12 protein-coding genes, 1 pseudogene and 1 riboswitch are annotated in these 18,832 nt (G+C 74.8%); of the genes and pseudogenes, 8 read left to right on the forward strand and 5 right to left on the reverse strand.

Features of this window, described 5'->3' with window-relative positions:
• Positions 1–926: pseudogene (locus ACFV9Q_RS28605) on the reverse strand (ribonuclease E/G); the annotation flags it as partial.
• Positions 927–1,376: 450 nt separating this feature from the next.
• On the opposite strand from ACFV9Q_RS28605, the gene ACFV9Q_RS28610 reads away from it, so the two are divergent.
• Genes ACFV9Q_RS28610 through cydC form a run of 4 tightly spaced genes read left to right on the forward strand, consistent with a single transcriptional unit; the run spans position 1,377 to position 7,972 of the window.
• On the forward strand, positions 1,377–2,873 hold the full coding sequence (locus ACFV9Q_RS28610) for a cytochrome ubiquinol oxidase subunit I (RefSeq protein WP_377237224.1): 1,497 nt from the start codon (positions 1,377–1,379) through the stop codon (positions 2,871–2,873).
• 44 nt (positions 2,874–2,917) lie between these two features.
• Positions 2,918–3,967 carry a cytochrome d ubiquinol oxidase subunit II gene (gene cydB / locus ACFV9Q_RS28615; protein WP_377237225.1) on the forward strand — a complete coding sequence of 350 codons (1,050 nt, stop codon included), beginning with the start codon at positions 2,918–2,920 and terminating at the stop codon, positions 3,965–3,967.
• 34 nt (positions 3,968–4,001) lie between these two features.
• Positions 4,002–6,029, forward strand: a complete 2,028-nt coding sequence (cydD, locus tag ACFV9Q_RS28620; RefSeq protein WP_377237226.1) for a thiol reductant ABC exporter subunit CydD — start codon at positions 4,002–4,004, stop codon at positions 6,027–6,029.
• The gene (gene cydC, locus ACFV9Q_RS28625; RefSeq protein ID WP_377237227.1) at positions 6,026–7,972 is read left to right on the forward strand and encodes a thiol reductant ABC exporter subunit CydC; all 1,947 of its coding nucleotides are present in this window, start codon (positions 6,026–6,028) and stop codon (positions 7,970–7,972) included. Before cydD ends, cydC begins: the two co-directional genes overlap by 4 nt.
• Positions 7,973–8,094: 122 nt before the next feature.
• Here the strand turns inward: cydC and ACFV9Q_RS28630 are convergent, their stop codons facing one another.
• Positions 8,095–9,210 carry a sensor histidine kinase gene (locus tag ACFV9Q_RS28630; RefSeq protein WP_377237228.1) on the reverse strand — a complete coding sequence of 372 codons (1,116 nt, stop codon included), beginning with the start codon at positions 9,208–9,210 and terminating at the stop codon, positions 8,095–8,097.
• Positions 9,203–9,901, reverse strand: a complete 699-nt coding sequence (locus ACFV9Q_RS28635) for a response regulator transcription factor (protein ID WP_377237229.1) — start codon at positions 9,899–9,901, stop codon at positions 9,203–9,205. Before ACFV9Q_RS28635 ends, ACFV9Q_RS28630 begins: the two co-directional genes overlap by 8 nt.
• 87 nt (positions 9,902–9,988) lie before the next feature.
• On the opposite strand from ACFV9Q_RS28635, the gene ACFV9Q_RS28640 reads away from it, so the two are divergent.
• Both ACFV9Q_RS28640 and ACFV9Q_RS28645 read left to right on the forward strand, forming a co-directional pair.
• Positions 9,989–10,780, forward strand: coding sequence for an ABC transporter ATP-binding protein (locus ACFV9Q_RS28640; RefSeq protein ID WP_377237230.1), 792 nt, complete (start codon positions 9,989–9,991; stop codon positions 10,778–10,780).
• Positions 10,780–13,380, forward strand: coding sequence for an ABC transporter permease (locus ACFV9Q_RS28645; RefSeq protein WP_377237231.1), 2,601 nt, complete (start codon positions 10,780–10,782; stop codon positions 13,378–13,380). The genes ACFV9Q_RS28640 and ACFV9Q_RS28645 overlap by 1 nt, the downstream gene beginning before the upstream one ends.
• A 301-nt stretch (positions 13,381–13,681) precedes the next feature.
• Here the strand turns inward: ACFV9Q_RS28645 and ACFV9Q_RS28650 are convergent, their stop codons facing one another.
• On the reverse strand, positions 13,682–15,550 hold the full coding sequence (locus ACFV9Q_RS28650) for a phytoene desaturase family protein (RefSeq protein ID WP_377237232.1): 1,869 nt from the start codon (positions 15,548–15,550) through the stop codon (positions 13,682–13,684).
• A gap of 128 nt (positions 15,551–15,678) precedes the next feature.
• A riboswitch (cyclic di-AMP (ydaO/yuaA leader) is annotated at positions 15,679–15,858 on the forward strand.
• Here ACFV9Q_RS28650 and ACFV9Q_RS28655 point away from each other — a divergent pair.
• Both ACFV9Q_RS28655 and ACFV9Q_RS28660 read left to right on the forward strand, forming a co-directional pair.
• Positions 15,859–16,743, forward strand: a complete 885-nt coding sequence (locus ACFV9Q_RS28655; RefSeq protein WP_377228577.1) for a C40 family peptidase — start codon at positions 15,859–15,861, stop codon at positions 16,741–16,743.
• Positions 16,744–16,884: 141 nt separating this feature from the next.
• The gene (locus ACFV9Q_RS28660; RefSeq protein WP_377237233.1) at positions 16,885–17,862 is read left to right on the forward strand and encodes an NAD(P)-dependent oxidoreductase; all 978 of its coding nucleotides are present in this window, start codon (positions 16,885–16,887) and stop codon (positions 17,860–17,862) included.
• A 114-nt stretch (positions 17,863–17,976) separates the two neighbouring features.
• Here the strand turns inward: ACFV9Q_RS28660 and ACFV9Q_RS28665 are convergent.
• Positions 17,977–18,832: DNA-formamidopyrimidine glycosylase (locus ACFV9Q_RS28665; RefSeq protein ID WP_377237234.1), on the reverse strand; the 856-nt coding region annotated here is incomplete at its 5' end.

Consider the following 18,832-nt stretch of genomic DNA (forward strand, 5'->3'; position numbering starts at 1 on the left):
GCCGCGGCGGGCGCCTCTGCGGCGGCCGGCTCAGCCGGTGCAGCCTCCGCCGACGTCGGCTCGACAGCCTGCTCCGAGGCGGGCTTGCGGCGCGACCGGCTGCGCCTGGGCGCGGGCTCGGCCTCGGGCTCCGCCGCGGCCTCGGCGGACGGCTCGGCCGTGGCGGCCTCCGCCGTCGGCTCGGCCTTGCGGCGGGTCCGGCGCTTCGGCGCGGCCTGCTCCGCCTCGGCGGCGGGCTCGGCGGCCGGGCCGCCGGGCAGCACGATGTCGTCGAGGCTCGCGACCCCACGGGCCGGCGCCTCGGCCACGGGCTCGGCGGCGACGGGCTCCGGCAGGTCGAGGTCGAGAGCGGCGGACGCCTCGGGCTCGGCAGAGCTCTCGGGCTCGGCAGGCGCCTCGGGCTCCGCGAGAACCTCGGGCTCGGCAGCCACGACGGCCTCGGGCTCGGGCTCGACGGCGGGAGCCGCCTCCGCGGTGATCTCCGTCTCGGCGGGCGCGATCTCCTCGGCCACGACGGGCTCGGCGGCGACCGGCTGGTCCGTCGTCGGCTCCTCGACGGGCGCGGGAGCGGCGGGCGCCTCGACCGCGGTGGGCGAGGAGACCCCGCGCGTGGCGCGGCGGCGCGGGCGCTTGGTGGTGGGCTCACCGGCCGTGGGGGCCGCGGAGGTCGCGACCGCCGCGGTGCCGCCCGTGGTCACGGGCTGGCTCTCCGCCGGGGCGGCGGGGGCGTCGGACGCGCCGACGACGATGGGCTCCACGTTGGTGGCCGTCGAGACGACGGACCGCGTGGCCCGACGACGCGGGCGCTTGGCGGGCGCAGCCTCCGCCGGAGCCTCCCCACCAGTGGTGACCTGGGCGTTCGCCTCAGGTGCGTCGTGATCATCCTGTGACCCGATGGTCGAACCGGTGGTGCTGGAAGGCGTCACGTGAGGTGCTCCTGTAGCCGGCGTCCGCTCCACACCATGCGGACCGCCAGGCGGTCGGTCGTCCGGTGGATGCGCCGCGGCGAAGCGACACATCTGGACGGAAGTCTCGGCTGCGGCCCTGTTCCTGCGATCTTCGCGGACGCCTGCGGCCACGTTCTGTCGTGACTGCGGCACCGCGTGCGGATCGCGGGCAGTGTTGGACTCTGCAGTCCACGCAGGGATGTGGCCTGCGCGGGTTCGACCAGTATCGCACAGGAGACCATGCCTGTACCGCCCACATCTGAGCCTTGGGCAACAAAGAGCCAAACCGCGCTCCAAGTCCGTGTACAGTGCCTTGTGAAGACATTCACAAGCGACGGTCTCACCCAGCGGCGACGCGCGGACCTGGCAGATCAGGCCTAGCGTCCAAAGGGAAGAAGCCGTTTCGGAGACACACCTCAGGAGCCCGGAGTGGAAGCTCTCGACCTGGCACGCTGGCAGTTCGGCATCACCACCGTCTATCACTTCATCTTCGTCCCGCTCACGATCGGGCTGGCGCCGCTCGTCGCGATCATGCAGACCGCCTGGGTGCGGACGGGGAACGAGCGCTGGCTGAGGCTGACCAAGTTCTTCGGCAAGCTCTTCCTGATCAACTTCGCGCTCGGCGTCGTGACGGGCATCGTGCAGGAGTTCCAGTTCGGCATGAACTGGAGCGAGTACTCCCGGTTCGTCGGCGACGTGTTCGGCGCACCGCTGGCCATGGAGGCCCTCGCAGCGTTCTTCGTGGAGTCGACGTTCCTCGGCCTGTGGATCTTCGGCTGGGACCGCCTGAACAAGAAGGTCCACCTGGCCTGCATCTGGGCCGTGGCCATCGCGGTGAACCTGTCGGCCTTCTTCATCCTGGCCGCCAACTCCTGGATGCAGCACCCCGTGGGCGCCCGGTTCAACCCCGAGACCGGCCGCGCCGAGATGGAGTCCATCTGGGCGATCCTCGCCAACAACACGCTGTGGGCAGCCTTCCCGCACGCCGTCGCCGCCGCATTCCTGACGGCCGGGACGTTCGTGGCCGGCATCGCCGCCTGGTGGATGGTGCGCCTGGCCCGGACCAAGAAGCCGGAGTCCGTCGAGCTCGCCCGGAACGTGTACCGCCCCGCCGTGATCCTCGGCACAGTGGTGATGCTGGTGGCCGGCGTCGGCGTCGCGCTGACGGGCGACGCCCAGGGCAAGCTGATGTTCGAGCAGCAGCCCGGGAAGATGGCGTCCGCCGAGGCGCTGTGCGAGGGCGAGGAGGCGGCGAACTTCTCGATCCTCACGATCGGCGACCTGTCCAACTCCTGCGAGGGCGTGCGGCACATCCTGGAGGTGCCCGGCCTGGCCAGCTACCTCGGCACCGGCCACTTCTCGGGGCCGGAGAGCTTCCTGCCCGGCGTCAACGACGTGCAGCAGGAGTACTCCGAGCGGTACGGCGAGACCGACGACGCCGGCAACGCCATCTCGTACACGCCCAACCTCGCCGTCACCTACTGGAGCTTCCGGCTCATGATCGGGTTCGCGGCCGGGTCCGTGCTGCTCGCCCTGGCCGCGCTCTGGTTCACGCGCGGCGGCCGGGTCAGCGACAACAAGTGGCTCGCCCGCATCGGCATCATCGCGATCCCCACGCCGTTCCTCGCCTCGTCGTTCGGCTGGATCTTCACGGAGATGGGCCGCCAGCCCTGGGTGGTGGCCCCGAACCCCACCGGCATCGACCAGATCCGTCTGCTCACCATGCGCGGGGTCTCGGAGGTGGTGAGCCCGGGCATGGTGCTCACCTCGATGATCGTGTTCACCCTGCTCTACGGCGTGCTGGCCTTCGTCTGGTACCGGCTCATGCACCGGTACGCGATCGAGGGCGTGCCCGCGACGGTCCGCGACGAGTCGCCCGAGGCCGCCTCGGACGACTCCGACCGGCCCCTCTCCTTCGCCTACTGACCCCCGTCCGCAAGACCTGACCTGACTCAGACAAGGAAGTGACCGTGGACCTCGCACTCCTGTGGTTCTTCATCATCGCGATCCTGTGGACCGGGTACCTCGTGCTCGAGGGGTTCGACTTCGGCGTCGGGATGCTCATGTCCCTGCTCCCGCGCGGCCGGGCCGAGCACCGGGAGAAGGAACGGCGCGTCCTCCTGAACACCATCGGGCCCGTGTGGGACGGCAACGAGGTGTGGCTGATCACCGCGGGCGGCGCCACCTTCGCGGCGTTCCCCGAGTGGTACGCCACCCTGTTCTCCGGGTTCTACCTGCCGCTGCTGCTGATCCTGGTGGCGTTGATCGTGCGCGGCGTCGCCATCGAGTACCGCGGCAAGATCGCGGACGCCGTCTGGTCGCGGCGCTGCGACCTCGCGATCCAGGTGGGCTCCTGGGTGCCCGCCGTGCTCTGGGGCGTCGCGTTCGCCAACCTGGTGCGCGGCGTCCAGCTCGACGAGGCGCACCAGTACGTGGGCGGCTTCTGGGCCCTGATCAACCCGTTCTCGCTGCTCGGCGGGGCCACGACGCTCGTGCTGTTCCTGCTGCACGGGTCGGTGTTCGTGGCGCTCAAGACCGACGGCGACATCCGGGCGCGGGCCCGGCGGTTCGCCGGCGTGCTGTCCCTGGTCGCCGTGCTCGTGGCCGGCGGCTGGGCGGTTTGGGCGCAGGTCGCGTTCTCCGCCACCTGGACGTGGGCCGCCGTCGCGGTCGCCGCGCTGTCCCTGGTCGGTGTGGTGCTGACCAACCGGGTGGGGCGCGAGGGCTGGGCCTTCGGCCTCTCGGCCGTGACGATCGTCGCGGCCGCGGTGCTCATCTTCGGCTCCATGTACCCCGACGTCATGCCCGGCCTGGACGGCGGCAACTCCCTGACCATCGCCGAGGCGTCGTCGACCCCGTACACCCTGACCATCATGACCTGGGTGGCCGCGTTCCTCACGCCCCTGGTGATCCTGTACCAGGGCTGGACCTACTGGGTCTTCCGGCGCCGGCTCACGGTGGACCACATCCCCGCCCCGGTGGGCCTGACCTGGAAGAAGATCAAGGAGTCGGCGTTCTGAGCCGGACCCCGGACCGGTACGGGAACATCACGTCATGAAGCCCCTCGACCCCCGCCTGCTGCGCCAGGTGCACGCGGCCCGCTGGTACGTGGCGCTCACGGTCGGCCTCGGCATCGCCGCAGCCGGGCTGATCGTGGCGCAGGCGCTGCTCATCGCCGCGATCCTCACGCCGGTGGTGCGCGGGGACGGCGTGTCCGGGCCGGAGCTGGTGCGGTCCTTCGCGTGGCTGGCCTTCGTCGTCGTGGGGCGCGCCGCCGTCGCCTGGGCCCAGGAGCGGTACGCGCTGCGCGCGGCCGCCCGCACCATCGCCGAGCTGCGGCGCGCCGTGGTGGAGGCGTGGGCACTGCGTGGCCCGCGGGCAAGCTGGCCGACGGCGGACGGCGGCGGCGGCGGCGGCGGCGGTGTCGCGGGCGGTCCGGCGGCGGACGGCGGCGCGACGGCGAACAGCCCCGCGGCGACGTCGGGCAGCGGGAGCGGGGCGAGCCCCGAGGCCGAGGTCGCGACCCTCGCGACGCGCGGCCTGGACGCGCTGGAGCCGTACCTCGTGCGGTACGTGCCGCAGCTCGTGCTGACGGCGCTGCTCACCCCCGCGCTCGTGTGCGTGGTGTTCGGCCTGGACTGGGTCTCCGCGGTCATCGCGATCGTGACGCTGCCGCTCGTGCCCGTGTTCATGGTGCTCGTGGGGCGGCTGACGGCGGGCACCTCCGAACGCCGGCTCGCCACCGTCGAACGGCTCGGCGCCCAGGTGCTCGACCTGGTCGCCGGGCTCCCGACCCTGCGCGCCTTCGGCCGGTCGTTCGGGCCGGGCGAACGGGTGCGCGCGCTGGGCGACGCCTCGCGCAAGGCCACGATGGGCACGCTGCGGATCGCGTTCCTGTCCTCGATGGTGCTGGAGCTGCTCACCACGCTGTCCGTCGCGATCATCGCCGTGGGCGTCGGGCTGCGGCTCGTCGAGGGCGCGATGCTGCTGGAGCCGGCGTTGGCCGTGCTGGTGCTGGCGCCGGAGATCTACCTGCCGCTGCGGCGGGTGGGGGCCGAGTTCCATGCTTCCGCGGACGGGGTCGCCGCCGTGGATCGGGCGTTTGCGCTGCTCTCCGGTGCTCCTGCTCCCGTCCGGTCGGAGGGCGACTCGCCTTCCGGGGTGCGTGGCGGAGGTGTGCGGGGCGTGGTGCTGGAGGGGGTTTCCGTGCGGGCTGCCGGGCGGGGGGTTGTCGCGCCTGCAGGGTTGTCGGCGCGGATACCGGTCGGGGACAGGGCCGGGCTGGTCGTCGCGTTGCGGGGGCCCAGCGGGGCCGGGAAGTCGACCGCCGTACTGACCATGCTCGGGCTGCTCTCGCCGGACGCCGGGCGGGTGGGCCTGGTCACCGGCGACGGCGCGTTCCTCGACCTGGCCGACGCGTCCGCCGACGAGCTCGCGGGCTGGTGGGGCGGGCTCACCTGGGTTCCGCAGCGGCCCACGCTCCCGCCGGGACGGTTGCGCGACGTCGTCCTGGAGGGCGCCTCGGGGCTCGGCGGTGTCGCCGACGCGGACGGCGCGGACCGCGAGCGGGCGCTCTCCGGGGCGGCGCGGCTGACCGGCCTGGACGCCGTCGTCGGCGCGCTGCCCGACGGGTGGGACACCCGCGTCGGGCTCGGCGGGGTGGGGCTGTCCGTCGGCCAGCGTCAGCGCGTCGCGCTCACGTCCGCCCTGCTCGACGACGCGGCCGCCCGGCCGCTCGTGATCCTCGACGAGCCGACCGCGCACCTCGACGCGCGCGGCGAGCAGGCCGTGCTCGACACCGTCCGGGCCTGGCGCGACGCCGGCCGGACCGTGGTCGTCGTCGCGCACCGGGCGTCGCTGCTCGCCCTCGCGGACCAGGTGATCGACGTCCGCTCGGCGGCGGACCCGACGCATCCGACGGACCGGGCGGACTTTCCAGGCTCACGGGATGAAGGCTCGCCGGGCTCGCCTGGCTCGCCGGGCGCCGCGGACCCGACAGAGCCGGCCACGCCCGCGGGCGGTGCGCCCGGCTCCGCGGACGGGCCGGCGTCCGACCTCGCGATCGACCGGGGGACACGATGACCGACCAGCTGACCCGCGAGCCGGCCCGTCCGGCCTCCCCCGCGCCCGGACCGGGCCGCGACCCGCTGCGGCGCATCCTGCCGCTGCTGGAGGTCCGGCCCGGCAAGGTCGCCGCCGCGATCGCGCTGGGCGTGCTGGCCCTGGCCTGCGCGATCGGGCTCGCCGCCGTCGCCGCCTGGCTGGTCGCCCGCGCGTCGCAGATGCCGCCGGTGCTCACGCTCTCCGTCGCGGTCGTGTCGGTGCGGGCCTTCGGCATCGGGCGGGCCGTGCTGCGCTACTGCGAGCGCCTCGCCTCGCACGACGTCGCCCTGCGGGGCATGTCCGCCCTGCGCGCCAACCTGTACGAGCGGCTCGCCGCGGACGACCGGCCGGTCACCGTGCGGCGCGGCGAGCTCCTGGCGCGCATCGGGCAGGACGTCGACGACGTCGGCGACGTCGTGGTGCGCGCCGTCGTGCCCGCCGGCGTCGCGGCGGTGACGTCGCTGGGTTCCGTGATCCTGCTGGGCGTGCTGCTGCCGGCCGCGGGCGTGGCGCTGGCGTTCTGCCTGGTGCTGGCGGGCGTCGTGACGCCGTGGCTCGCCGCGCGCGCCGCGGCCCGGACCGAGGCGCGGGGCGCGGCCGCCCGCGGCGAGGTGACGGCGCTGACCCTGGAGCTCCTGGAGGAGTCGGCGCCGCTGCGGGTCGCGGGGCGGTTCGACGCGCGGCTGGCCGACCTGGACGCCGCGGACGCGCGGCTGTCCGCCGTGGCCGACGACGGCGCCCGCACCTCCGGACGCGCCGCCGCGCTGGGGGCGCTGGCCCAGGGCCTCGCGGTGCTCGCGTCGCTGGCGTTCGGGATCCCGGCGGCGCTGGCGGGCACGCTGTCGCCCGAGGCGCTGACGGTGATCGTGCTGACGCCGCTCGCCGTGTTCGAGGCGACCGCGGGCCTGCCCGCCGCGGCGGTCCAGCTGCACCGGTCGCGCGAGGCGGCGCGGCGGCTCCTGGCGCTGCTCCCGGAGCCCTCCCCCGTGTCAGACGTACAGGTCACCCGGGTGGCCTCGGCGTCTGACGCGGAGCGGGCCGAGGCTGGCGCTGGCGGCGAGGGTCGCGCGGGCGACGGCGGGGCGCTGCTCGTGCTGGACGACGTCGCCGCCGGCTGGCCCGGCGCGGACGGACGGCCCGTCGTCGCGGTCGAGGGGGTGTCCATCACGCTGGCGCCGGGCTCGGTCGTGGCGCTGGCGGGGCCGTCCGGCGTGGGCAAGACGACGCTGCTGATGACGGCGGCGGGACTGATCCCGCCGGTGAGCGGGGCGGTCGGCGGAAGGTCGGCAGCTCGTCAGGCGATCGGCAGCTCGGACCACCGGAGACCTGACGAGCTACGGGCCGCGCGGGCCGGGGACACGGGTGGCGGGACGCTGTTCGTCGCCGAGGACGGGCACGTGTTCGACACGACCGTGCTGGAGAACCTGCGGGTCGCCCGCGGCGACGTCACGCCGGACGAGGCGCACGCCGCGCTGGACGCCGTCGGGCTGGGCGACTGGCTCGCCGCGCTCCCGGCGGGACTGGACACCGTGGTGGGTACGGACGCGGCGGCGGTCTCGGGCGGCGAGCGCCGTCGGCTGCTGGTGGCGCGCGCACTCCTGGCGCCGGCGCGGGTGCTGCTCGTGGACGAGCCCGCCGAGCACCTCGACGGGACGACCGCCGACGCGCTCGTGGACGCCGTCGCGGGCCACGCCCGCGCGACCGGCCGGGCGGTGCTGCTGGCGACCCACCGGCTGACGCCGCTGGCCGTCGCGGACGAGGTGCTGCTCCTGGCGGACGGACCGACGGACGGACCGGCCGGCGGACCGGCGAGCGTGGCGGCCGGCCCCGGCTCCCCCGCGACCGTCACGGCCCGCGGGCGGCACGCGGACCTGCTCGCCGCGGACGCGACCTACGCCTGGTCGGCGGCCCAGGAGGCCTGACGACGTCGACCATGCAGTTGCTGCCAGGCCGGGCCCGCATCTGGCAGCAGCTGCATGGTCGAGCGACGTCGGCTCGGCCGACGCGCTGCCGGCCGACGCGGGCCGGCCGACGCGCTGCCGGCTCAGCCGGCCGGCAGGCGGACCGTGGCGCGGAGGCCCCCGCCGGCCCGGGGTTCGAGGGCGAGGGTCCCGTCATGCGCCTCGGTGATGCTCCGGACGATGGCCAGGCCCAGGCCGACGCCCACGTGATCGCCGCCGGACCGCCGGGCGCGTGCCCGCTCGGTGCCGCGCTGGAACGGCTCGGCGAGCGTGGCGACGAGGCCCGCGGTGAGCCGCTCGCCCGTGTTCTCGACCGTGAGCGTCGGCCCGCCGGGCCCCGTGGCGGTGCGGACCAGCACCGTGCCGGGCTCGGCGGCGCCGTCGGGCAGGTTGTGGACGATCGCGTTGTGCACCAGGTTCGTCGTCAGCTGCAGCAGGAGGGTCGGCGACCCGGTCGTGGGGGCGACGTCGCCCGAGGTCTCGATCGTGACGCCGCGGCGGCCCGCCAGCGGCAGGAGCGTCTCGGTGGCCTCCTCCGCGAGGAGGGACAGGTCGATGCGCTCCGGGGTGAAGGACCGCTGGTCGGCTCGGCTCAGCACGAGCAGGGCCTCGGTGAGGTCGATCGCCCGGGAGTTGACGGCGTGCAGCCGCTCGACGAGGTCGCCGGTGTCGCCGTCCGGGTCCCGGCGGGCCACCTCGAGGAACGTCTGGGTGATGGCCAGCGGGGTGCGCAGCTCGTGGGAGGCGTTGGCGGCGAACCGGCGCTGCTCCGCGACCTGCGACTCGAGCCGGGCGAGCATGGCGTCGAAGGAGTCCGCGAGCTCGCGGAACTCGTCCCGGCGGCCCGGCAGGTGGATCCGGTGCGCGAGCGACCCGCCCGCAGCACGCCGCGTGGCGTCGGTGATCTGCGCCAGCGGCGCGAGCATGCGGCCCGCGAGGAACCACCCACCCACCAGGCCGAACACCAGCAGGAACGCCATCACCACGAGCGCCGCCGGGACGAACACCCGCGGCCCCCAGCCGCCGACGAAGACCTGGGGGTTGGTGAGCTCGCGCAGGGAGTCGATCCCGGCCGCGGGCGAGAACCGCAGCAGGAACGCCCACGCGACCCCGAGCACGAGCGTGCCGGCCAGCATGAGGAACCCCGTGTAGCTCAAGGTGAGCTTGAGGCGGACGCTCAGGCCGGGCGCCCTAGCCACGGTCGGCGTCCTCGTCACGGTCGGCGTCCGCGGCCACGTCGATGCGGTAGCCCACCCCGGCCACCGTGGCGATCACCCACGGCTCGCCGAGCCGCTTGCGCAGCGCCGAGACGGTGATGCGCACGGCGTTGGTGAAGGGGTCGGCGTTCTCGTCCCACGCCCGTTCGAGCAGCTCCTCGGCGCTCACGACGCCGCCCTCCGCGCCGACGAGGACCTCCAGGACGGCGAACTGCTTGCGTGTGAGCGGCACGTAGCGGCCGTCGCGGTAGACCTCGCGGCGGAACGGGTCCAGGCGCAGCCCCGCGATCTCCCGCACGGGTGGGCGGTGGTGGGCCCGACGACGGTCGAGCGCCCGGAGCCGGAGCACGAGCTCACGCAGCTCGAAGGGCTTGGTGAGGTAGTCGTCGGCGCCGAGCTCGAACCCGGAGGCCTTGTCGTCGAGCCGGTCGGCGGCGGTGAGCATGAGGATCGGCATGCCGCTGCCGGACGCGACCACGCGCCGGGCGATCTCGTCCCCCGAGGGCCCGGGGATGTCGCGGTCGAGCACCGCGATGTCGTACCCGTTGACGCTCAGCAGCTCCAGCGCGGTGTGGCCGTCGCCCGCGACGTCGGCGGCGATCGCCTCCAGGCGCAGGCCCGCGCGGATGCCCTCCGCCATCTCGGGCTCGTCCTCGACGATCAGCACACGCATGCCTCGATGCTACGGACCGCACGTATATCGGGGGCATATGGAAAACCGCATACACGGCGGCAACCGCGTGCCCACTTGGCTGGCGTCATGTCCTCCAGCAGACGAGCACCGGCGACGGCGGCCGACCGGCCGGCACCCACCCAGCCCACCGCCGGGCCCACCACCGCACGCACCACGGAACCCGCCACGCCCGGCGCGGCCGACCAGTCCCTGGCCGCCAGCGCGCGCGGCCTGACCAAGACCTACGGCCGGGGCGAGGCCCAGGTGCACGCCCTGCGCGGCGTCGACCTCGACGTCCCGCGCGGGCGGTTCACCGCGATCATGGGCCCGAGCGGGTCGGGCAAGTCCACGCTCATGCACTGCCTCGCCGGGCTGGACCGCCCCAGCGGCGGCACCGTCGCGGTGGGCGGCACCGACCTCGGGGCGCTCGGCGACGACGCCCTGACCATCTTCCGCCGCGAGCACATCGGCTTCGTGTTCCAGTCGTTCAACCTGTTGCCGATGCTCACCGCGCGGCAGAACATCCTGCTCCCCCTGGAGCTGGCCCACCCGAGGATCGACGCCGCCGCCCTCGAGCGCGCCGACGAGCTCGCGGACAGCCTCGGCGTGGCCGACCGGCTCGACCACCGGCCCGCCGAGCTGTCGGGTGGCCAGCAGCAGCGGGTCGCGATCGCCCGGGCCCTGGTCACCCGGCCGAGCCTGCTGTTCGCCGACGAGCCCACCGGCAACCTGGACAGCACCACGTCGGCGGAGGTGCTGGACCATCTGCGGCGGTCGGCGCGCGAGCTCGGGCAGACCGTCGTGATGGTCACCCACGAGCCGGACGCCGCGGCGTACGCCGACGACGTGGTCACCGTGCAGGACGGGCTGATCGCCTGATGCGCACCGTTCTCCTGCAGTCGCTGCGCCGCCACCTGCGCCGGTACGTCGCGGCCGCGGTCGCCGTGGTGGTCGCGGTGGCCTTCGTCGTGGCGGTCGGCGTGCTCACGGCCGGCGTCCGGACCGGGATCACGGCCGGCGCCGGGGCGCAGTTCGCGGGCGCCGACCACGTGGTCCGGGACCTGGGCACCCAGAACGCGATCACCTACGCCGCGCAGCACGGCGACGACGTCGCCGTCCTCGGCTCGGCCACCCTGCCGCTGCGCGCCGGCGCCGAGCAGGCCCCCGGCAAGTTCGTCGCGAACATCGCCGCCGCGCCGCGGCTGCGCTGGCAGACGCTCGACTCGGGCCGCTTCCCGGAGCGCACCGGCGAGGCCGTCGTCGACGTGTGGACCGCCCAGGACATGGAGATCTCCGTGGGCGACGAGATCACGCTCGGGGCCGGGTCCACCGCCGCCGACCTCAAGGTGGTGGGCATCGCGGCGGCGTCCGCGAACCTGGGCCAGGCCGCGGTCTACATCACCTTCGAGCAGCTGCTGAACTGGCGCGACGACGAGACCCTCCTGCTGGACCGGGCGGTCGTCATAGGGGACACCGGCCCACTGCCCGACGGCGCGACGGCGGTCACGCCCGAGGAGCACGTCGCCGAGAGCATGGCCCAGCACACCAACAACGTGAACACGCTGTCGCTGCTGCTGCTGGTCTTCGCCGGCATCGCGCTCCTCGTCTCGGTGCTGGTCATCACGAACACGTTCTCGATCCTGTTCGCCCAGCGGGTGCGCGACTTCGCGCTGCTGCGCTGCGTCGGCGCCACGCGCCGCCAGGTGATGGGGTCGGTGCGCCGGGAGGCGGCCGTCGTCGGGGTGCTCGCCTCGCTGGTCGGCGTGGCGGCCGGCGCCGGCCTCGGCTACGGCCTGATCGCCGTGGTCGACGCGCTCACGCGGCAGAGCCCGCTGACCGCTCCCGCGCAGCTCCCGGGCTGGTGGCTGCTGGGCGGGTTCGCGGTCGGGCTCGTGGTGACGGCGGTCGCGTCCTGGCTGCCGACCCGCCGCGTCGTGCGGATCAGCCCGCTGGCGGCGCTGCGTCCCGACGGCGCCGTGGACGTGCGGTCGGGCGCGGGCCGCGCCAGGGTGGCGCTCGGGGTGGTGTTCCTGGCCGGCGGCGTCGCGCTGCTCGCGGTGGCGGCCGTCCAGGACAGCACGGTCAGCATGGTGGCCGGCGGCGGCACGCTGTTCGCGGGCGTGCTCCTGCTCGGGCCCCTGCTGATTCCCCGGGTGGTGCGGGTCGTCGGGGCGCTGCTCGGCCCCGGCGGGCGGCTCGCGACGGAGAACGCCGTGCGCAACCCGCGCCGGACCGCCGCCACCGCCGCGTCCCTGCTGGTCGGCGTCACCCTGACGACGGCGGTGCTCACCGGGCTGGCCACCACGCGCGCCTCGGTGGACGCGAACCACGGCACCGCGCACCCGCTCGACGTCGCGCTCACGTCGTGGACCGGGCCGCTGGACGCCGACGTGCTGGACCAGGTCCGGGCCACGCCCGGCGTGGGCGATGCGATCGCCGTCGACGGCGTGCTGGTGGACCTGACCGGTGGTGACGCGGCCGAGGCCGGAGACGGGGCGGCTGGGAGCGAGGCAGCCGGAGACGAAGCAGCCGGGGGCGAGGCAGGGGGCGGCGACGCTGGGGGCGACGACGCTGGGGGCGAGGCAGCCGGAGACGAAGCAGCCGGGGGCGAGGCAGCCGGGGGCGACGTGACCGCGGCCGACCGGCCGCTCCTGCTGCTCGGCGCGCCCGACGCGAGCGCGGTCGCCCGGGACGGCGGGGCGTTCGCCCGGGTCGAGCCGGGCACGGTCGCGCTGGACGCGGACGTGTACGGCGACGAACCTGCGCAGCGGCTCGGCAACGGGTCCGCCGGCACGGTGACGGCGAGCGCCACCGGGGACGGCGGGCACGACGTCGCCGCCTCGCCCGTGGACCTGCGGGTGACCACGGGTTCGGGCTGGGGCGGGGCCGGCATCGTCGCACCGGAGACGCTGACCTCCCTGGGCTCGCCGCGGACGTACGCGGTGTGGGTCCGCGCCTCGGCCGACGCCGACCCGGTCGCGCTGCTCGCCGACCTGGACACGCTGGCCGACGCGGCTGGCGTCGACGTCGACAACGGGCTGCGGGCCGAGGTGGCCGACAACCAGATGCTGGGGACCGTCACGGCCGCGACGCTCGGGCTGCTGGGCATCTCCGTGGTGATCGCGCTGATCGGGATCGCGAACACGCTCGGGCTGTCCGTCCTGGAACGGGTTCGCGAGCACGCGATGCTGCGGGCGCTCGGGCTCACCCGCCGGCAGCTGCGACGCATGCTGGCGGCCGAGGCCGTGCTGCTGTCCGTGACCGCGACCCTGCTCGGCACGGTGCTCGGCGTGGGGTTCGCCTGGGTGGGCTACGAGACGTTCGTGCAGACGGCGCTCGACGCCGCGACCTGGCGCGTCCCGTGGGTCGAGCTCGCCGCCGTCGTGCCGGTGGGCGCCCTGGCGGGCCTGCTGGCCGCCGTCCTGCCGGCCCGCCGGGCGGCCGCCGTCCCCCCGACGACGGCCCTGACCCTCGACTGAGGACCTGCGCCTGCTGACCTCGGTTCAGCAGGCCGCAGACGACCATGAACCTCGGAGTTCCAGTCGCCCACGGCCTGCTGAACCAAGGTCAGCCGGCGTTGACCACAGCAGTTGCTGCCAAGAGGGGCCGCACTCTGGCAGCAACCGCTGTGCTCAGCACCGGCCGGCGAACCGGCGGCACGGCGGGGCTGACGCCGTCCGACAGAGCCGTTGAGCACAGCAGTTGCTGCCAGCAGAGGCGCCAACCTGGCAGCAGCTGCTGTGGTCAACACCGAGGGTCCGCTGATGGGTCGGGCGGGGGTCAGCGGGCCGGGGTCTCCAGGACCGCCATCGCCGCCGCGCGGCCCGGGATGCCGCTCACGCCGCCGCCGCGGCGGGCTCCGGCGCCGGCGAGCAGCACCCGCGGGTGCGCGGTCGCCACGCCCCAGCGCTCGGCGGCGCCGCCGACGCCGGCGCCGACGTCGGCTCCGACACCCAGCCCGGTCGCGGCCGGGGCGTCCGCAGGCCCGGCCACACCCGACCCGGCCACACCCGACCCGGCCACACCCGACCCGGCCACACCGGATCCGGCCGTGCCCGACCCAGCCCCGCCCGACCCGGCCACGCCCGCCCCCACCGACGACGACCCAGCGCCTGACTCGGCACTCGACCGGTCCTCCGCGAACGGCCAGCTCAGGTCGCGGTGGAAGATGTGCCCGCCCGGCAGCCCCACGTCGCTCTCCAGGTCGACCGGGGTGCGCACCTCCAGGCAGGGCGCACCGTCGGCGTCGAGCGCGAGCACGTCCTCGATGGGCTCGGCCAGCACCGTGTTCAGGGACGCGAGAGTGGCCGCCAGGGCCCGCTCGCGAGCGCCGTCGGGGTCCGCGCGGAAGAGCCGGGCCGGCATGTGCAGCCCGAACAGCGTGATGGTCTGCGCCTCGGTCGCGGCGAGCTCCGGGCCGAGGATCGTCCGGTCGGACAGCGTGTGGCAGTAGATCTCGCTCGGCGGCAGGTCGGGGATGCGCCCGGCGGCCGCCTGCGCATAGGCGTCCTGGAGCTGGGTGAGCGACTCGTTGACGTGCAGCGTTCCGCTGAACGCCGCCACGGGGTCGACGTCGTCGCGCAGCCTGGGCAGCCGGCGCAGCAGCATGTTCACCTTGAGCTGGGCGCCCTCGGGCCCCGGACCGGCAGCCCCGGCCGACCCCGGCTCCGCGGAGGACGAACCGGAGGACGAACCGGAGGACGAGCCGGAGGCCGCACCCCGCCCGGCCGCGGCGAGCAGCCGGTCCAGCTCCGCCGGCGCGCAGCCCGCGAGCACGTGCCCGGCGGTCACGCCCCGGGTGCGCCCGTCGGCGTCGGTCCAGGCCACCTCGGCCCCCACGGCCCCGGGGTCGACGGCGGTGACGGTCGCCGAGGTGACGATCGTGGCGCCGGCCGCCACCGCGGCGTCGCGCAGGGCGCCGGAGACGGCGCCCATGCCGCCCACCGGCACGTCCCAGTCGCCGGTCCCGTTGCCGATCACGTGGTAGAGGAAGCAGCGGTTCTGCCGCAGGGACGGCTCGTCGACGTCGGCGAACGTGCCGATCAGGCCGTCGGTGGCGGCGACGCCCCGCACGACATCGTCGGCGAAGGTGCGGCGCAGCACCTCACCGAGGGGCTCCTCGAAGAGTGCGCTCCAGGCCTCCTCGCCCACGCCGTCGGACACGAGACGCCGGACGGTGGCGCGCGGGAGCAGGGGCTCGGTGAGTGTCGGGGCGAGGCGGCGGGCCACCTCGGTGGTCATCGCGTAGAACCGGCCCCAGGCCTCGAAGTCGGCGTCGGAGCCGGTCAGGCGGCGGAACGAGGCGCGGGTGGCGGCGTCGTCCTGGGTGTCGACCAGCAGGCCGCCGTCGGCCACGGGGGTGTAGGAGGAGAAGCGGCGGCGGATGAGGCGGACCGGGAGGCCGAGCTCGTCGACGATCCGGCGCGGGAGGAGCGAGACGAGGTAGGAGTAGCGCGACAGGCGGGCGTCGACGCCCGCGAACGGGCGGGCCGAGACGGCGGCGCCGCCCACGTGGTCGGCGCGCTCCAGGACGAGGACCGAGCGCCCGCCGCGGGCCGCGTAGGCCGCCGCGGTGAGGCCGTTGTGACCGCCGCCGACGACGACGACGTCGTACCGGGCGCGCAGGGTGTCGAGCGGGGAATCGGGCATGCACGCCATGGTGACACGCGGCACTCATTGCCAGGAACGTTCCATCACAAGACGGTATGTGACCTAATCGTGACATTTACGCAACGGACGAGTACGGTCGATCTCGCCGCTCCAGCAACGGGGAGGTCCAGGCCCGGACGCCGAATCCTGTCACCGGTCCTGAGCAGCCAGAACGTGACAGGGGCGGGGGAACCAGGTAAGCCGGGCACGCGAGTGTCCTCGGGGTGAAGCCTCCTTGTGAGGCCGGGTGATCGCTCTCCCCATCCGAACCCGACAGCTCACCTCGTAGGCGTCCGAGGAGATCACTGGTGACCGTACTCACCGACCGCACCCACGACTGGGCGGACGACCAGGCAAACCGACCCAGCAACCGGGGGCGGCACCGCGCCGAGGGCCCCGCTCTCACCCCCTTCACCGCTCTGACCCAGACAGCAGCCGAGAATGCCGCCCGTACCGGCGCCATCGCGGTCGTCACGTCCGGCATGCTCGCGTCGGTCTTCACCCAGACCGCCCACACCGCGCCTGCCGAGTCCCACACCCAGACCACGCTCGCGAACAAGACGTTCGACACCAAGACCCGTGCGGGCCTGGCCGAGAACCTCGTGACCAAGGTCGAGGTCGCCCACGACGCCGACTTCCAGTCCGAGAAGGGTCGCGTCACAGTGACCCCGTACGCCGAGACGGACGCCGGCATCGCCGAGGCCAAGGCGAAGGCGGAGGCCGAGGCGCGCGCCAAGGCCGAGGCGGAAGCCAAGGCGAAGGCCGAGGCGGAGGCGAAGGCCGCCGCCGAGGCTGCGGCGGCAGCAGCCGCCGAGGCCGAGGCCGCCGCGGCGGCAGCGTCCGAGTCCTCCGCGGACCTCGGCCAGCAGGCCGTCAACCTCGCCCTCGAGTACGTGGGCGTGCCCTACGTGTGGGGCGGAGCCTCCCCCAGCGGCTTCGACTGCTCCGGGCTCATCCAGTACGTCTACGCCCAGCTCGGGGTCAGCCTCCCGCACAGCTCGGCCTCGATGTCGACGGTCGGCTACCAGGTCTCCGCCGCGGAGGCCCAGCCGGGCGACATCGTCTGGACGTCCGGCCACGTCTCGCTCTACGCGGGCAACGGCATGGTCGTCGAGGCCCAGCAGGAGGGCGTCCCCGTGCACTACACGGAGATGTGGCAGACCAACCCGGTCTTCATCCGGGTGACGGGCTGACGCCTCCCGGCACATCACGCAGTACCCGCACGACTCGCAAGAACCCCCGGCACAGAGCGCCCGCCCGGCCGTCCCGAGGTTCCCCTCGGACAAGCCGGACGGGCGCTCTGCTTCGTGCCCCGGTCGGGTAACGTCCCCGGCGTGAAGATCCTCGTACCGGACGTGCCCTTCGACCTCGACTTCCCGTCCCTGCTGCCCGACGGCGGAGCCTCCTTCGCGCCCGGCGGCACCGACACCGTCGCCACCTACGCGATGAACGAGCCGATCCCTGCCGAGCACACCGACGCCGAGCTGCTCGTCACCTGGTCCAGCCCGCCCAAGATCGTGGCCGACGCCGCCGAGCGGCTGACCGGCCTGCGCTGGGTGCAGACCCTGTCGGCGGGCCCGGACGTCGCGCTGCGCTCCGGGTTCGCGCCCGACGTCGTCATCTCTTCGGGGCAGTCGCTGCACGACGACACCGTCACCGAGCACGCGCTGGCCCTGATCCTGGCGTCGGTCCGCCGGATCGATGTGTCCCTGGCCGCGCAGCGGGAACACCGCTGGGCCAAGGAGATCGCGTTCGCCCAGGCCGACGGCGTCACCGGCCGCGAGTACTCGCTCGACGGCGCGCGCGTGACGATCTGGGGCTTCGGGTCGATCGCCCTGCGGCTGGCACCGCTGCTCACCGCGCTCGGCGCGCAGGTCACGGGCGTCGCCTCGCGGGCCGGCGAGCGCTCCGGCTACCCCGTGGTCGACGCCGGCGGCCTCGACGCGCTGCTGGCCGAGACCGACCTGCTCGTCTCGCTGCTGCCCGCCGTGCCCGCGACGCGGCACATCCTGGACGCCCGGCTGCTGGGCCTGCTGCCGCCGACCGCGCGGTTCGTGAACGTCGGCCGCGGCGCGACCGTGGACGAGGCCGCCCTGGAGGACGCCCTGCGCTCCGGACGGCTCGCCGGTGCCGCGCTCGACGTCATGGAGACCGAGCCGCTGCCCGCGGACTCGCCGCTGTGGGACGTGCCGAACCTGATCCTCACGCCGCACGTCGCGGGCGGCCGGCCGCGCGGCGCGGCCCGCTTCCTGGCCGACCAGCTCACGGCCTGGCGCACGGGCACCCCGCTCCGCAACGTGGCCCCCCGCTAGCCTGCCGGTCCCCGCCCCTCGCCCCCGCCCCTCGCCTTCGTTGAGTGCTGGCTATTTGTTGTTCCTGGCGCTCGGAAGCAACAGATAGCCAGCACTCAACGGGTGGGGCGGGGGTCAGAGGCCGCGTGGTTTGGGCTGGCAGACCGGGCAGCTGAACGACGACCGGTTCATGAACGCGTCGCGGCGCACCAGCGCACCGCAGCGGCGGCACTCCTCGTTCTCCCGGCCGTACACGGCGAGCGACCGGTCGAAGTACCCCGACTCGCCGTTCACGTTGACGTACAGCTCGTCGAAGCTCGTGCCGCCCTGCGCCAGCGCCTCGCGCATCACCTCGGCCGCCGAGTCCAGCACGCGGCGCACGTCGGCGGCCTTCAGCTTGTCGGTCGCCCGGGCCCAGTGCACCTGCGCCCGCCACAGCGCCTCGTCGGCGTAGATGTTGCCCACGCCGGAGACCACGGTCTGGTCCAGCAGGGCGCGCTTGACCTGTGTCCGACGACGGCGGACGCGGCTCACCAGCGCGTCCAGGTCCAGGTTCGGGTCGAGCAGGTCGCGCGCGATGTGCGCCACCGGCTCGGGCAGCACCGGCAGGTCGGAACCGTGTCCGGCGGGGACGCCCGCGCTCGTGCCGTCAGGCACGAGGTCCTGGACGCTCAGGTGCCCGAACGTGCGCTGGTCGACGAAGTCGAGATACCGCGCGCCGGAGGGGGCGCCGTCCAGGTGCAGGCGGACCCGCAGGTGGGGGTGCTGCCAGTCGTCGGCCGGGTCGGCCGCGCCGGTCGGGGTGCGGGCTGGTTCCTCGTGCGGAACGGCGACCGGGGCGGAGCCGGGCGCGGCGCTCGGGACGGCGGCGGGCGTGACGCTCGGGGCGGCATCGAGTGCGGCGCTCGGGACGGCGGCGGGCGCGGCGTTCGGCACGGCGGCGGGCGCGGCGGCGGGCGCGGCGCTCGGCGCGGCGCCGCGCACGAGGAGC

Source organism: Promicromonospora sp. NPDC059942, from assembly GCF_042731755.1.
GTDB lineage: Bacteria > Actinomycetota > Actinomycetes > Actinomycetales > Cellulomonadaceae > Promicromonospora.

Coding starts and splice junctions, on each gene's coding strand:
- cydD (WP_377237226.1), top strand. CDS start 4,002: ATGAAGCCCCTCGACCCCCGCCTGCTGCGCCAGGTGCACGCGGCCCGC.
- cydC (WP_377237227.1), top strand. CDS start 6,026: ATGACCGACCAGCTGACCCGCGAGCCGGCCCGTCCGGCCTCCCCCGCG.
- ACFV9Q_RS28635 (WP_377237229.1), bottom strand. CDS start 9,901: ATGCGTGTGCTGATCGTCGAGGACGAGCCCGAGATGGCGGAGGGCATC.
- ACFV9Q_RS28640 (WP_377237230.1), top strand. CDS start 9,989: ATGTCCTCCAGCAGACGAGCACCGGCGACGGCGGCCGACCGGCCGGCA.
- ACFV9Q_RS28645 (WP_377237231.1), top strand. CDS start 10,780: ATGCGCACCGTTCTCCTGCAGTCGCTGCGCCGCCACCTGCGCCGGTAC.
- ACFV9Q_RS28650 (WP_377237232.1), bottom strand. CDS start 15,550: ATGCCCGATTCCCCGCTCGACACCCTGCGCGCCCGGTACGACGTCGTC.